Source organism: Amaricoccus sp., assembly GCF_036846665.1.
GTDB lineage: Bacteria > Pseudomonadota > Alphaproteobacteria > Rhodobacterales > Rhodobacteraceae > Amaricoccus.
Genome location: NZ_DAIUBO010000094.1, coordinates 1 through 14,057, shown reverse-complemented (window position 1 = coordinate 14,057; position 14,057 = coordinate 1). Strand labels below are relative to the sequence as shown.

Below are 14,057 nucleotides of genomic sequence, written 5' to 3'. Positions count from 1 at the left end.
TATTTCACCGACGAGATCCGGCGCGAGCTGTCGGCGAGCTTGGGCGACGAGGAGCTCTTCACCGGCGGGCTCACCATCCGCGCCACGGTCGATCCCGACCTGCAGACGGTCGCGGCGCGGGCGCTGAGGGACGGGCTGGAGAAATACGACCGCGAGCTCGGCGTCTATCGCGGGCCCGCGGCGCAGATCGACCCGGCGGGCTTCGATCCCTCGGACGAGGCGAGCTGGCGGGCGGCGCTGGCCGGGGCTTCCGTGCCGCGCGACATCGACGGCTGGCATCCGGCGGTGATCCTCGAGATCGGCGAAAGCTCGGCGCGCATCGGCATCGAGGGGGTCGAGGAGGACGAGGACGGGCATTTCCTGAGCTTCTCGGACGCGAAATGGGCCCGGCTGCGCGGCGAGAACGGCCGGTTGCGCGAGGCGCAGGGCGCGGACGACATGTGGGACGTGGGCGACGTGGTGCAGGTCCGGGCGATCACCGCCGACGGCGCCTTCGAGCGCTGGTCCTATCGCCAGGTGCCCGCGATCCAGGGCGGCTTCATGGCCATGGACACGATGACGGGCCGGGTGCTCGCCATGCAGGGCGGGTTCTCCTACCAGTCGAGCGTCTTCAACCGTGCCACCCAGGCGCTGCGCCAGCCGGGCTCGTCGTTCAAGCCCTTCGTCTATGCCGCCGCGCTCGACAACGGCTATTCGCCGGCGACGATCGTGGTCGATGCGCCGATCGAGGTCGCGACCGGGGCGGGGATCTGGCGGCCGACCAATTCCAGCGACAAGTTCTACGGCCCCGCGCCGATCCGCACCGGGCTGGAGCAGTCGCGCAACCTGATGACGGTGCGCATCGCCCAGGACGTCGGCATGGACGTGGTGGCGGAATATGCCGAGCGCTTCAACGTCTACAAGGACATGCCGGAGCTCCTGTCCTATTCGCTCGGTGCCGGCGAGACCACGCTCTACGAGATGGTGGCGGCCTATGCGATGTTCGCCAACGGCGGGCTCAGGGTCGAGCCGACGCTGGTCGACCGGGTGCAGGACCGCTACGGCCGGACGATCTACCGGCACGACCGGCGCGAATGCGAGAACTGCACCGCGGATCGGCTGTCGGCGGCGGCCCAGCCGTTCCTGCGCTCCAATGCCGAGCGGATCATGGATCCGATCACTGCCTATCAGATCACCTCGATGCTGCAGGGCGCGGTCAGCCGCGGCACCAGCCGGGCCGCCGTGGGCTCGCTGGGGCTCAATCTGGCGGGCAAGACCGGCACCACGAACGACGCCAAGGACGTCTGGTACGTGGGCTATTCCCCGCGGATCGCGGCGGGCTGCTACATGGGCTACGACAACCCGCGGCCCTTGGGGAAATCGGCTTTCGGCGGAACGCTTTGCGCGCCGATCTTCGCCGAGTTCATCAAGGTGGCGCTGGCGGGGCAGGGGCCGGTGACCTTCCCGGTGCCGCCGGGCGGGCGGTTCATCTCTATCGACCGCCATTCCGGCCAGCGCCTGCCCGACGGCGCCACCGGGGCCAATGTGCAGGTCGAATACATCAAGGACGGCCAGGAGACCGTGGTCGGCGGCTACGGCCAGACGGTGGACGGCGGCTGGAAGATCGGCGCCGACGTGCCGCTCTACGACGGGGTGCCGGCCCAGAACATCGAGCGCGTCCAGGTGCGCGGCCAGTCCCGCGCCCTGCCGAAGAATCCCTCGCTTGGCTCGATCTCGAGCGGCGGGCTCTACTGAGGCTTCGGCGCGGGCGATCGCCCTTTACCCGCCGGCTTGGGCTGGGCTAGAACCGGCGCCGCGCGGGGTCCGAAGGTGGGCTCCGCGCCCCGACGGGAACCGATCATGCGCGCCGAAACCGAACATGCCGTTGCCGAGATCGAGCGGTCGCTGGCGCTCTTGCGCCAGCGGCTGGGCTGGGACACGGCCGCGCATCGGCTCGAAGAGCTGAACGCGATGTCGGAGGATCCGGAGCTCTGGAGCGATCCCGCCCGCGCCCAGAAGCTGATGCGCGACCGGCAGACGCTGAGCGACGCCATCGACGGCTATTCGGCGCTCGCGCGCGAGCTCGACGACCAGCGCGAGCTGATCGCCATGGGCGAGGCGGAGGGCGACCAGGAGGTCGTGGCGGAGGCGGAGGACGCGCTGCGCGCCCTGCGCGAGCGCGCCGCGCAGAAGGAGATCGAGGCGCTGCTCGACCAGGAGGCGGATGCCAACGACACCTTCCTCGAGATCAATGCCGGCGCCGGCGGCACGGAGAGCTGCGACTGGGCGGCGATGCTGGCGCGCATGTACGTGCGCTGGGCGGAGGGGCACGGCTACAAGGTCGAGCTGATCTCCGAGAACCCCGGCGAGGAGGCGGGCATCCGCTCGGTCACCTATCAGATCAGGGGCCACAACGCCTATGGCTGGCTGAAATCCGAGAGCGGGGTGCACCGGCTGGTGCGCATCTCGCCCTTCGACAGCGCCGCGCGCCGGCACACCTCCTTCTCCTCGGTCTGGGTCTATCCGGTGGTCGACGACAACATCGACATCGAGATCGCGCCGAACGACATCCGCATCGACACCTATCGCTCGTCCGGCGCCGGCGGCCAGCATGTCAACACCACCGACTCGGCCGTGCGCATCACCCATATCCCGACCAATATCGTCGTCACCTCCTCGGAGAAGTCGCAGCACCAGAACCGCGCCAATGCCATGGCGGCGCTGAAGTCGCGGCTCTACGAGCTGGAGCTGCGCAAGCGCAACGAGGCGATCACCGCGGCGCACGAGGCCAAGGGGGACGCGGGCTGGGGCAACCAGATCCGCTCCTACGTGCTCCAGCCCTATCAGATGGTGAAGGATCTGCGCAGCAACCACGAGACCTCCGATACGGCCGGCGTGCTCGACGGCGATCTCGACGCCTTCATGGCGGCGGCGCTGGCGCTGCAGGTCACCGGCAAGAGCCGGGCGGAGGCGCAGGCCGAGGATTGAGGGTCAAGATTATTGTGCCGCGCGGCCGACCTGTCCTAAAGTCCGGGGCCATGCAGGCCGCGAAGCTCGCCGCTCCGGGGAGGATCCGATGAACACCGCCACGACCGCCGCCGACCGCTATCCGGTTCGCAGCATCAGCGTCGACGACGTCTATTCCGCACTCTCCGAAGGCTGGGCGGATTTCCGGGCCGCGCCGGAATTCGGGCTCTTCTTCGGCGGGGTCTATGCCTTCGCCGGCATCCTGATCTTCCTCCAGCTCTGGGTCTGGGACCAGCCCTTGTGGATCCTGCCGCTCGCCCTGGCGTTTCCGCTGATCGGGCCCTTCGCGGCGATCGGCCTCTACGAGGTCAGCCGCCGGCGCGAGAGGGGCGAGCCGCTGGTCTGGGCCGAGATCCTCGACGTGATCTGGCGCGAGCGGACGCGGCAGATGCCGACCATGGCCTTCATCGTCCTCGCCGGCTTCATGATCTGGATGTGGTCGGCGGCGATGCTGATCGCCATCGTGCTCGGGCGGATGAACTTCGCGGTCTATTCGGATATCGGCGCGCTGCTGACCACGGGCAACGGGCTGCTCCTGCTCTTTCTCGGGACCATCGTCGGGGGCGCGATCGCGCTCGTGCTCTTCTCGGTCACGGCAGTGTCGCTGCCGATGCTGCTCGACCGCGAAGTGGATTACGTGACGGCGATGCTCACGAGCTACACGGCCGTCACGCGCAATCCGGTGGCGATGCTGACCTGGGGGGCGATCGTCGCGGTGGGGGTCTTCGTCGCGATGGTGCCGTTCTTCCTCGGGCTCTTCATCGCCCTGCCGGTGCTGGGGCACACCACCTGGCACATCTACCGCAAGGTGGTGCCGCCCGAGGGTGCGGCCTGATCCCGAGGGGCCGGGGCGCGATCCGTCCGGGGATTGAGCCTGTGATCTCCGGGTGAATCCGGTCGGTTGAGGGGCGCCCGGAACCGACAACAGCAAGGCGCTGCGTCGCCCGGTCCGGTCGCCCGGAGGCGCGAGCCGCAGGGCGAGGGTGGTGCAGCTTCACCACCGATCGCCACGGGTCGATCGGGCTGGGGACACCCGGTCCGGCGCGGGATGCAAGTCGATGGAGAGGGCCGCCGATATCATGCGCCAGATCCGCGAGGGGAAGGCGGCGGCGCAACTGGGGAAGGGCGCCAACAGAACGTGATCGCCTGAAGGCCCAATGGTCGGCAGGCTGACGCGCGGGTTCCGAGCCGCGTCGGAAGGACGGCGGCGCCGCGGGGGCCGGGCGCCGGGTCCGAGGGCAATCGCCCCGAGGGCGTCGGGAGCGTTATTCGGCGGCCGTGACGGCGACCGGCCGCTGCGGCGCGGAGCCGGAGGAATTTGATCCCTTCGAGAGCGGATCGTCCTGGCGCTGCACCGAGCCTTCGAAATGCGCGCCGCTCTCGATGGCGATCGTCTTGTGCACGATGTCGCCTTCCACGCGAGCGGTATTGGCGAGGCGGACCTTCAGCCCGCGCAGCCGGCCCACGACGCGGCCGTTGACCACCACGTCCTCGGCGATCACTTCGCCCTTCACGGTCGCGGTCTCGCCGACGATCAGGGTCTGGGCGCGGATGTCGCCCTCGATGGTGCCCTCGATCTGGATGTCGCCGCTGGAGCGGACGTTTCCGGTGATGGTGATGTCCGAGGAGAGCACGGAGGCAGCGGGCTTGGGCTTGAGCGGCGCCGGCGAGATGCTCGGGGAGGAGGGCCTGAGCTCGCTCGCGGGCGGGGTCGGCGCCGCGGCCGCGATGTCGGTCTCGGGGGTCGAAGTCGCGTTGCTGTCGCTGGGACGGGGTTTAGTAAACATTCCTGGCGGTCTCCAGATAGGGCATCGGATTCACGGGGCGTCCGTTGAGATGCACCTCGTAGTGGAGATGCACGCCTGTACTACGCCCGGTTGAACCCATATCACCAATTCTATCTCCGCGCGAGAGTTTCTGTCCAGCCGCAACCCTGATCTTGCTCAGATGGGCATAAACCGTCTCGAACCCGAAATCGTGGCGGACCCGGACGGCGTTGCCGTAGCCGCTCTCTCGCTTGGCCGAGACCACCACGCCGTCGGCGGTGGCGAAGATCGGCGTGCCGCTCGCCCCGGCGAGATCGACGCCCAGGTGCATGCGGCGGCCGCGGCCCTTGGGGTCCGAGCGGGTGCCGAATCCGCTGGTGAAGCGGAAGTTCGCGGTCACCGGCATGGCATAGGGCACCCGTCCGGCGGCGATGCGCATCAGGTTCATGCGGTCGAGGGAGACCATGACGCTGTCGAGACGGCTCGACAGGCCGGGATCGTTGAAGGAACGCGTGCTGACCACGGCGGGCAGTTCCGGCCCGCCCTGGCCCGAATAGGTGTTCCGCACCGAGGCGATGAGGCTGTCCACGTCGAGATCCGTCGTCTTGAACATCGCTTCCAGCGGGCCGAAGGACATCGCCACGGCCTGTTCGAGCTGGTCGAGCATCTCTTCCTGCTGCCGCGTGTTCATCGAGATGCGCAGCTCGAGCTCGGCGACCTGGGCCGCGAGCGTCTCGCGCTCGTCCTCGGCGGCGTCGCGCGCGACCACGGCGTCGGAAAGCGCGCCGGTCACGGTGTCGAGCGTCTGGGAGAGGTCGCCGGCGGTGCCCTGCTTGCGGTCGAGCGTCTCGTTGACCTCGCTCATCTCGGCGAGCAGCGCGTCGCGGGCGGCGGCGATCTCGCGGCGCTCCTCGACGGCGTCCTGCAGCCGGCCGCGCATCAGTTCGAGCGCCGTGGCCAGCTCGCGGCGTTCCTCGACCGAATCGAGGATCGAGGTCTGCTGCCGGCCGATCTGCTCCATGGCGAGCTTGAAGCGCTCCTGGGCGGAGCGGGCCTCGGCGGCGCGCTGGTCACGCTCGGAGGCGAGTTCCTCGAGCCGCTGCTTGTAGGCGTTCTGCAGGACGGTGGTCTGAACCGTCCGGCTGCCGCCCGAAACCGTGTCGAGCACCACGAGGGAGGTCGCGATCGCCATCCAGCCGAGCAGCACGACCAGCGCCGCGGCGAGTGAAAGCTGTACGAGAGGCGTCAGCCGGATGTAGCTGGTTGCATTGCGGGATTGTATGAAAAGCCGCTTCTCGGGAACGAAGGCGGACAGCCATCCGTTCACTCTTTTTCCCAGTCCCGGCATTCCGCCACCCTATACGTGTTGTATATTCCGGCAGGTTCGACCCAACCACTAGTCGCTCTTAGGGAGAAAGCCCGGGAATGACAATCGCAGGGCGGGGCGTTTGCGGCGCTTCCGCGAACTCGGCGGAAACTCGCCAATCGCTATCCGGAAGCCCGCCGGATCGCGACTGCGAAGGGCGCCTTCAGAGCGCTCTGGCGGCCTCCAGGACCGCGGCGGCATGGCCCCGGACCTTGACCTTGCGCCAGATGCGGCGGATGCGCCCCGACGCGTCGATCAGGAAGGTCGCGCGCTCGATGCCCATGTATTTCCGGCCGTACATCGATTTCTCGACCCAGACGCCGTAGCGCTCGCAGATCTCGCCGGTCTCGTCGGAGAGAAGGACGACCTCGAGCCCGTGCTTGGCGCGGAACTTCTCGTGGCTCTTGACGCTGTCCTTCGAGACGCCGACCACGGTGGTGTTCGCCGCCGCGAAATCCCCGATCAGCGCGGTGAAGTCGACGGCCTCGAGGGTGCAGCCCGAGGTGTCGTCCTTGGGGTAGAAATAGAGCAGGACGTTCCTGCCCTCCGCCTCCGCGAGGCCGAAGCTCTCGCCGCCGTCGCGTGGCAGGCGGAAATCCGGTGCCTGCTGGCCTTCCTCGATTGCGGTCATGGACGAACCTCCCTCGCTGCGTCTCCCGCCGAGGCAGACAGGCAGCCGGGCGGATCGTCAAGGGGCGGCAGCGGGGAATCCGCCATTGAGGCGCCTCGCGGGGCTGCCTATACCCCGCCGGTCCCGGCCTGGAGCGCGACATGCGGACGGAGGAGTTCGACTATCACCTGCCGGAGGAACTGATCGCGCTGCGGCCGCTGCGGCCGCGGCGGGCCGCGCGGCTGCTCGTGGCGCAGGGGGACGCCATCGCCGACTCGCATGTGCGCGACCTGGGCGCCTGGCTCCGGCCCGGGGATCTGCTGGTCTTCAACGACACCAAGGTCATTCCGGCGCGGCTCAGGGGGGTGCGGCGCCGGGCGGGCGGCGGCGAGGTGGCGGTCGAGGCGACGCTGCTCGCACCGGGCGAGGGCGGGAGATGGCGGGCGCTGGCGCGGCCCGGCCGGCGGCTCGCCCCCGGGGATCGCATCGAATTCGGCGCGGGCCTGGTGGGGGAGGTGATGGCCAGGGAGGGCGCCGAGATCGAGCTCGCCTTCGCGCTCTCGGGACGCGCCTTCGACCGGGCGCTGGCGCGTGCCGGCGAGATGCCGCTGCCGCCCTATATCGCGTCGCGGCGGGCGGCGGAGCCGGGCGACCGGCGCGCCTATCAGACCGTCTTCGCCGCGCGGCCGGGGGCGGTGGCCGCGCCGACGGCGGCGCTGCATTTCGACCGGGTGCTGCTCGCCGATCTCGAGGCCCGCGGCATCCGGAGCGTGCGGGTGACGCTGCACGTGGGCGCCGGGACCTTCCTGCCGGTCACCGCCGAGGAGATCGAGGGCCACCGGATGCATTCCGAGCGCGGCGAGATCGGCGAGGCGGCGACCGCGGCGATCCGGGAGACCATGGCGGCGGGCGGGCGCGTCATCCCGGTGGGGACGACCGCGCTCAGGGTGCTGGAGACGGCGGCCACCGGCCCGCGGCAGATCGCGCCCTGGGCCGGGGAGACCGAGATCTTCATCAGGCCCGGCTATGCCTTCCGGGTCGCGGACGGGCTGATGACGAATTTCCACCTGCCGCGCTCGACCCTGATGATGCTCGTCTCGGCCTTGATGGGCGTCGAGCGCATCCGGCGGATCTACGCCCATGCCATCGCCGGGCGCTACCGTTTCTTCTCCTACGGGGACGCCTCGCTGCTGCTGCCGCACGGCTGAGAAATCCGGCTTGCGCCCGCCCCCCGCCGACCGATAGCGGTGAGCGCGCGGAATCACCCCGCGAGCGAGAGAAGGTCCTCCGATGCTGATCGTCCTGCGCAATTCCTGGCCGCTGCTGCTGGGCATGATGTTGCTGATGCTCGGCAACGGCTTGCAGGGCACTTTGCTCGGCATCCGCGGCGCGATCGAGGGCTATGACGCCGCCACCATGTCGCTGGTGATGAGCGGCTATTTCGTCGGCTTCCTGCTCGGATCGCGACGGGCACCGATCATGATCCGGCAGGTGGGCCATGTGCGCGTCTTCGCCGCTTTGGCCTCTATGATCTCGGCGGCCTTCGTGCTCTATGCGGCCGCACCCGACCCCTGGATCTGGGTCGGCATGCGGGTGATCGTGGGCTTCTGCTTCGCGGGCGTCTACGTGGTGGCCGAGAGCTGGCTGAACGACGCCGCGACCAACGAGACCCGCGGGCAGGCGCTGTCGCTCTACATGATCGTGCAGATGGTGGGCATCATCGCCTCGCAGGGCATCCTCACCCTCGGCGATCCCTCGGGCTACGGGCTCTTCATCGTCATGTCGGTGCTGGTCTCGGTCTCCTTCACCCCGATCCTGCTGACCGCGGGCACCGCGCCCGCGTTCCAGACCACCAAGCCGATGACGCTGGTCCAGCTCTTCAACACCTCGCCGCTCGGCTGCGTCGGCACCTTCCTGCTCGGCGGCGTCTTCGCCGGCATCTTCGGCATGTCCTCGGTCTTCGGCACCGAGAAGGGGCTCAGCGTAGTCCAGATCTCGGCCTTCGTCGCGGCGATCTACACCGGTGGCCTGCTGGCGCAATATCCCATCGGCTGGGCCTCGGACAGGATGGACCGGCGCAAGCTGATCTTCGGGCTGACCGCGGGCGGCTCCGTGGTCACGCTCGCGGGCATGGCGGTGTCGGAACTCTATATCGTGCTCCTGGCGATCGGCTTCCTGATCGGCAGCGTCGCCAATCCGCTCTATTCGCTGCTGATCGCCTATACCAACGACTTTCTGGAACCCTCCGACATGGCGGCGGCTTCCGGCGGGCTGCTCTTCATCAACGGTCTCGGGGCGATGACCGGGCCGCTGCTGATCGGTGCCTTGATGACCCGCTTCGGGGCGGATGCCTTCTTCGCCTATCTGGCGGCGATGTTCACGCTGATCTCCTTCTATGCGCTCTACCGGATGACCCGCCGGCGGGCGCCCTCGGTCGACCAGACCTCGCGCTACCAGCCCGTCCTGCCCCAGGCGACGCCGGTGGCGCTGGAGGTTGCGCAGGAAGTCGCCATCGAGAAGGCCGCGGGCGAGCCGGCGCAAACTACGGCTTGACCGGGGAGGGATGGTGTCCGAACCATTCCTCGGGTGGAGGGCAGGGCGATGAATGACGCAGCGGCCGAGATCCTCGGGTTCTGGATCGATGAGGTCGGGCCGGAGGGCTGGTACAAGGTCGATCCCGCGCTCGACGACGCGATCCGCGAGCGATATCTGGACCTGTGGGAGGCCGCGCGCAGCGGCGCCTTCGACATCTGGATCCCGGAAGCGGAATCCTGTCTCGCCCTGGTGATCCTGCTCGACCAGTTCCCGCGCAACATGTTTCGCGGCGATGGCCGTTCCTTCGCCAGCGACGCCAAGGCCCTCGCCGTCACGAAATCCGCCATCGCGCGCGGCCACGACCAGCGGGAGGCGCTCGCGGGGCGCGCGTTCTTCCACCTGCCGCTGGCGCATTCCGAGACCCTGCCGGATCAGGACCGCTCGGTGCGGCTGAGCCTCATGCGCTTCGGGCGGGGCAGCAACCTCACCCATGCGCGGGCGCATCGCCTGGTCATCCGCCGCTTCGGGCGCTTTCCCTATCGCAATGCCGCGCTCGGGCGGCTCACCACGCCGGCGGAGCAGGCGTTCCTCGATGCCGGCGGCTATGCCGCGGCGATGCGGGAGGTGTCGGCGTGAGCCGATGCCTGCGGGGGGTGGGGCGGGGTGATGACGCGGGGCGTCACACTGCACGGAGGCGCCCGGGGAAGCGGATGCAGGTTGTTTGCGCGATCACAACCTGTTCGACCTTCATCCGCCGCGCAGAAGGACGCTACACGCGGAACGCCACCCCGACCCCATAGGCGACGGCGGCGCAGATGCCCCCGACAAGCACGGATTCGCCGACGGCGCGGGCGAGCGTCGCGTTGGTGACCTGCCAGCGCAGCGTGCCGAGTGCGACCAGCGCCGCGAAGGTAGCGAAGACCGAAACCCGGAAGGTGGCGGGCACGGGGTCGAGCAGGAAATAGGGCAGGAGCGGCGCCGCGCCGAAGACGACGAAGGCGATGAAGGTCATCGCGCCCCGCGCGACCGGCCCGTCGGCGGTCGGATCGGCCATGCCGACCCGGTATTGCATCATGAAATCCGCCATGAAATCGGGATTGCGCGCCATGGTCGCGGCCATGTCGCGGGCGTCGGTCTCGTCCACGCCGTGCATGGTCAGGATCCCGACGGCATCGGTCTTGAGGTATTCCGGGTTGTGCCGGGCCTCGTGGCGCTCCTTCGCGAGGGTGGCGCGGTAGACGTCCTGCTCCGACCGGCTCGACAGGAATTCGCCCAGTCCCATGGCCGTGGCGTCCGAGAAGAGATTGGCCAGGCCGAAGAGCAGCACCGCGATGCTGCCCACGGTCGCCGCGCCCTCGGCCCCGAGGCCGGCGAAGCCCGCGACCACGGCGAAGGTGGTCACGATGCCGTCGTTGCCGCCATAGACGATCTGCTTGAGATATTCCTGCAGGCGGCCCATGCGCTCCGGAGAGGGACCTTCGAGGGCTTCGGGCATGGTCTTTCCTTCCGGCGGGTCGTCGGCGACGAAAAAGGGAGCGCCCGAAGGCGCCCCCCGATGATGCGGCGACCGCCCGAGGGCTCAGGCGAGATCGAAGCGGTCGGCGTTCATCACCTTGGTCCAGGCGGCCACGAAGTCGCGCGCGAACTTCTCGCCGTTGTCGTCCTGGGCGTAGACTTCGGCATAGGCGCGCAGGATCGAGTTCGAGCCGAAGACGAGATCGGCGCGCGTGGCCGTCCACCGGACCGCATCCGTCTTGCGATCGCGGATCTCGTAGATCCCGCCCTCGACCGGCACCCACCGATAGTCCATGTCGGTGAGGTTGACGAAGAAGTCCGTGGTCAGCGCGCCCACGCGGTCGGTGAAGACGCCGTGCGGGCTCCCGCCATGGTTCGCGCCGATCACCCGCAGCCCGCCGACGAGGGCGGTCATCTCGGGGGCGGTGAGGCCCATGAGCTGGCTGCGGTCGAGCATCAGCTCCTCGGGGCTGACGGCATAATCCTTCTTCAGCCAGTTCCGGTAGCCGTCGGCCAGCGGTTCCAGCACGTCGAAGGAGGCGGCATCCGTCATCGCGTCGGTCGCGTCGCCGCGGCCGGGCGCGAAGGGCACCTCGATGGCATGGCCGCCGGCCTTCAGCGCCTGCTCGACGCCGAGATTGCCGGCCAGCACGATCACGTCGGCGACCGAGGCGCCGGTCTCCGCGGCGATCGGCCCGAGTACCGCGAGCACGCGGGCGAGGCGCTCGGGCTCGTTGCCCTCCCAGTCCTTCTGGGGTGCGAGGCGGATGCGCGCGCCATTGGCGCCGCCGCGCATGTCAGAGCCGCGATAGGTGCGGGCGCTGTCCCAGGCGGTGGCGACCATGTCGGCGGTGGTCAGCCCGCTCGCGCCGATCTTCGCCTTTACCGCGGCGATGTCGTAGCCGGTGGGGCCGGCGGGGATCGGGTCCTGCCAGACCAGGTCCTCGTCGGGAACCTCGGGGCCGATGTAGCGGACCTTGGGGCCCATGTCGCGGTGGGTCAGCTTGAACCAGGCGCGGGCGAAGGTGTCCTTGAAATATGCCGGGTCGGCCATGAACTTCTGGCAGATCGCGTTATAGGCCGGGTCCACCTTCATCGCCATGTCGGCATCGGTCATCACCGGCATCCGGCGCTTGCTCGGATCAGACGGATCGACGGGCATGTCCTCTTCCCTGATGCTCACGGGCTTCCACTGCTTGGCGCCCGCGGGGCTCTGGGTGAGCTCCCATTCATGGCCGAAGAGCATGTCGAACCAGCCCATGTCGAAGGTCGTCGGATGGGTGGTCCAGGCGCCTTCCGGTCCCCCGGTGATCGCATTGGCGGCCCGGCCCTTCAGTTCCGGATTGAACCAGCCCAGTCCCTGCTCCTCGATGCCCGCGGCCTCGGGCTCCCGGCCGAGAAGTGCCGCGTTGCCGTTGCCGTGGCACTTGCCGACGGTGTGGCCGCCGGCGGTGAGCGCCGCGGTTTCTTCGTCGTCCATCGCCATGCGCTTGAAGGTCTCGCGGACCTGCGCGGCGGTGGCCATCGGATCGGGATTGCCGTTCACCCCCTCGGGGTTCACGTAGATCAGGCCCATCTGCACCGCCGCCAGCGGGTTCTCCATGGTGGCGGGGGTCGCGACGCTGTCGTAGCGCGAATCCGAAGGCGCGAGCCATTCCTTCTCCGCGCCCCAATAGGTGTCGATCTCGGGATGCCAGACGTCCTCGCGGCCGAAGGCGAAGCCGAAGGTCTTCAGGCCGAAGGATTCATAGGCGACGTTGCCGGAGAGGATGATCAGGTCGGCCCAGCTCAGCCGGTTGCCGTATTTCTTCTTGATCGGCCAGAGCAGGCGGCGGGCCTTGTCGAGGCTGGCATTGTCCGGCCAGGAGTTGAGCGGCGCGAAGCGAAGGTTGCCGCTGCCGCCGCCGCCGCGGCCGTCCGCGAGCCGGTAGGAGCCCGCCGAATGCCAGGCGAGGCGGATCATCAGGCCGCCGTAATGGCCGTAATCGGCCGGCCACCAATCCTGGCTTTCGGTCATCAGCGCCTCGAGGTCCTTCTTGAGCGCCGCGACGTCGAGCTTCCTGACCTCCTCGCGGTAGTTGAAGTCCCGGCCCATCGGGTCGGTCTTGGTGTCGTGCTGGCTCAGGATGTCGAGGTTGAGCGCGTTCGGCCACCAGGACATCACGGAGGTCCCCATCTCCGTGGCTCCGCCGTGCATGACGGGGCACTTGCCCGTTCCCGGAATGTCGTTTCCGTCCATTGACCTCTCCCCTTGGTGGATTCGAATTGGAATATGTATGGCTTATCAGATCGTGCCGGGAACTTGAAACGCCATAATGCCGCCGGGGGCGATTCGGGTTCAGCCCGTTGCGGTCACGACCAGGAGCGCGGTGTAGCCCAAGAACGAGGCGAGCAGCAACGCGCCTTCGATCCGGTTGATCCGGCCCGGCCCGCGGAAGCCGATGCAGGCGGCAACCAGCGCCATGGTCACCCCGGTCATCACCGGGATGTCGCGGAAGAGCACCTCCGGCGGCACGGCGATCGGCCCGATCGCGGCGGCGAGCCCGACCACGGCGAGCGTGTTGAAGAGGTTCGAGCCGATCACATTGCCGAGCGCGATGTCGTGCTCGCCCCGGCGCATCGCCACCAGTGTCGAGGCCAGCTCGGGCAGCGAGGTCCCGACCGCCACGATGGTCAGGCCGATGACGAGGTCGCCCACGCCGAAGAGCCGGGCGAGATCGACCGCCGCCCAGACGAGCAGGCGCGAGGTCGCGATCAGGAGCAGGAGGCCGACGAAGGTCCAGACCGCCGCCGCCCGCGGCGCGAGGGCATGGGCCTTGCCCTCGATCTCCATCTCTTCGGCGAAGCTGTCCTTGCCGTCCCGGCGGGCCTGCCAGACGGACCAGGCGACGAGCCCGGCGAAGACCACGAGCAGCACGGTCGCGTCGGCCTGCGCCAGTTTCAGGTCGATCAGCAGGACGACCGCGAGCAGGGTGACCGCCAGCAGCACGGGGAGCTCGCGCCGGATCACCGTCGAATGCACCGCGATCGGCGAGATCAGCGCCGTCAGGCCGAGGATCAGCGCGATATTGGCGATGTTGGAGCCGAAGGCATTGCCGAGGGCGATGCCGGAATTGCCCTGCCAGGACGCCATCGCCGAGACGAGCAGCTCCGGCGCGGAGGTGCCGAAGCCCACCACCAGCATGCCGATCAGGAGCGGCGGCATGCCGAAATGCCGGGCGAGGCCAGCGGCCCCGGCGACGAATCTGTCGGCGCTCCA

The 14,057-nt window shown here is 68.9% G+C and carries 12 protein-coding genes; 6 read left to right on the top strand and 6 right to left on the bottom strand.

Annotation, left to right across the window (positions count from 1 at the left end; translation table 11 throughout):
* From V7050_RS10825 to V7050_RS10815, 3 genes are all read left to right on the top strand, one after another.
* On the top strand, positions 1–1,734 hold a 1,734-nt coding region (locus V7050_RS10825; RefSeq protein WP_324410529.1), incomplete at its 5' end, for a penicillin-binding protein 1A.
* Between the two features lie 105 nt (positions 1,735–1,839).
* A complete protein-coding gene (gene prfB / locus V7050_RS10820) occupies positions 1,840–2,967 on the top strand; it encodes a peptide chain release factor 2 (RefSeq protein ID WP_324366055.1) in 1,128 nt (375 codons plus the stop codon).
* 88 nt (positions 2,968–3,055) lie between these two features.
* Positions 3,056–3,841, top strand: a complete 786-nt coding sequence (locus tag V7050_RS10815) for a DUF2189 domain-containing protein (protein WP_324366057.1) — start codon at positions 3,056–3,058, stop codon at positions 3,839–3,841.
* A gap of 430 nt (positions 3,842–4,271) precedes the next feature.
* Here the strand turns inward: V7050_RS10815 and V7050_RS10810 are convergent, their stop codons facing one another.
* From V7050_RS10810 to V7050_RS10800, 3 genes are all read right to left on the bottom strand, one after another.
* Positions 4,272–4,793, bottom strand: coding sequence for a bactofilin family protein (locus tag V7050_RS10810; protein ID WP_324366059.1), 522 nt, complete (start codon positions 4,791–4,793; stop codon positions 4,272–4,274).
* A complete protein-coding gene (locus V7050_RS10805; RefSeq protein WP_324366061.1) occupies positions 4,783–6,099 on the bottom strand; it encodes a DUF5930 domain-containing protein in 1,317 nt (438 codons plus the stop codon). The genes V7050_RS10810 and V7050_RS10805 overlap by 11 nt, the downstream gene beginning before the upstream one ends.
* A 202-nt stretch (positions 6,100–6,301) precedes the next feature.
* Positions 6,302–6,769, bottom strand: coding sequence for a peroxiredoxin (locus tag V7050_RS10800; RefSeq protein ID WP_324366063.1), 468 nt, complete (start codon positions 6,767–6,769; stop codon positions 6,302–6,304).
* A gap of 140 nt (positions 6,770–6,909) precedes the next feature.
* On the opposite strand from V7050_RS10800, the gene queA reads away from it, so the two are divergent.
* The 3 genes from queA to V7050_RS10785 all read left to right on the top strand — a co-directional run bounded on the left by queA (position 6,910) and on the right by V7050_RS10785 (position 9,919).
* Positions 6,910–7,956 carry a tRNA preQ1(34) S-adenosylmethionine ribosyltransferase-isomerase QueA gene (gene queA, locus V7050_RS10795; RefSeq protein ID WP_324366065.1) on the top strand — a complete coding sequence of 349 codons (1,047 nt, stop codon included), beginning with the start codon at positions 6,910–6,912 and terminating at the stop codon, positions 7,954–7,956.
* Between the two features lie 82 nt (positions 7,957–8,038).
* Positions 8,039–9,301: an MFS transporter gene (locus V7050_RS10790; protein ID WP_324366067.1), complete on the top strand. Its 1,263-nt coding sequence runs from the start codon at positions 8,039–8,041 to the stop codon at positions 9,299–9,301.
* A gap of 48 nt (positions 9,302–9,349) precedes the next feature.
* Positions 9,350–9,919, top strand: coding sequence for a DUF924 family protein (locus V7050_RS10785; RefSeq protein ID WP_324366069.1), 570 nt, complete (start codon positions 9,350–9,352; stop codon positions 9,917–9,919).
* A gap of 133 nt (positions 9,920–10,052) precedes the next feature.
* Here the strand turns inward: V7050_RS10785 and V7050_RS10780 are convergent, their stop codons facing one another.
* The 3 genes from V7050_RS10780 to V7050_RS10770 all read right to left on the bottom strand — a co-directional run.
* A complete protein-coding gene (locus tag V7050_RS10780) occupies positions 10,053–10,778 on the bottom strand; it encodes a VIT1/CCC1 transporter family protein (RefSeq protein ID WP_324366072.1) in 726 nt (241 codons plus the stop codon).
* An 84-nt stretch (positions 10,779–10,862) separates the two neighbouring features.
* Positions 10,863–13,037, bottom strand: coding sequence for a catalase/peroxidase HPI (katG, locus tag V7050_RS10775; protein WP_324366074.1), 2,175 nt, complete (start codon positions 13,035–13,037; stop codon positions 10,863–10,865).
* 99 nt (positions 13,038–13,136) lie between these two features.
* A partial coding sequence (locus tag V7050_RS10770; RefSeq protein ID WP_324410527.1) for a calcium/sodium antiporter occupies positions 13,137–14,057 on the bottom strand: 921 nt, incomplete at its 5' end.

Coding starts and splice junctions, on each gene's coding strand:
- V7050_RS10780 (WP_324366072.1), bottom strand. CDS start 10,778: ATGCCCGAAGCCCTCGAAGGTCCCTCTCCGGAGCGCATGGGCCGCCTG.
- V7050_RS10785 (WP_324366069.1), top strand. CDS start 9,350: ATGAATGACGCAGCGGCCGAGATCCTCGGGTTCTGGATCGATGAGGTC.
- V7050_RS10815 (WP_324366057.1), top strand. CDS start 3,056: ATGAACACCGCCACGACCGCCGCCGACCGCTATCCGGTTCGCAGCATC.
- queA (WP_324366065.1), top strand. CDS start 6,910: ATGCGGACGGAGGAGTTCGACTATCACCTGCCGGAGGAACTGATCGCG.
- katG (WP_324366074.1), bottom strand. CDS start 13,037: ATGGACGGAAACGACATTCCGGGAACGGGCAAGTGCCCCGTCATGCAC.
- prfB (WP_324366055.1), top strand. CDS start 1,840: ATGCGCGCCGAAACCGAACATGCCGTTGCCGAGATCGAGCGGTCGCTG.
- V7050_RS10810 (WP_324366059.1), bottom strand. CDS start 4,793: ATGTTTACTAAACCCCGTCCCAGCGACAGCAACGCGACTTCGACCCCC.
- V7050_RS10800 (WP_324366063.1), bottom strand. CDS start 6,769: ATGACCGCAATCGAGGAAGGCCAGCAGGCACCGGATTTCCGCCTGCCA.
- V7050_RS10790 (WP_324366067.1), top strand. CDS start 8,039: ATGCTGATCGTCCTGCGCAATTCCTGGCCGCTGCTGCTGGGCATGATG.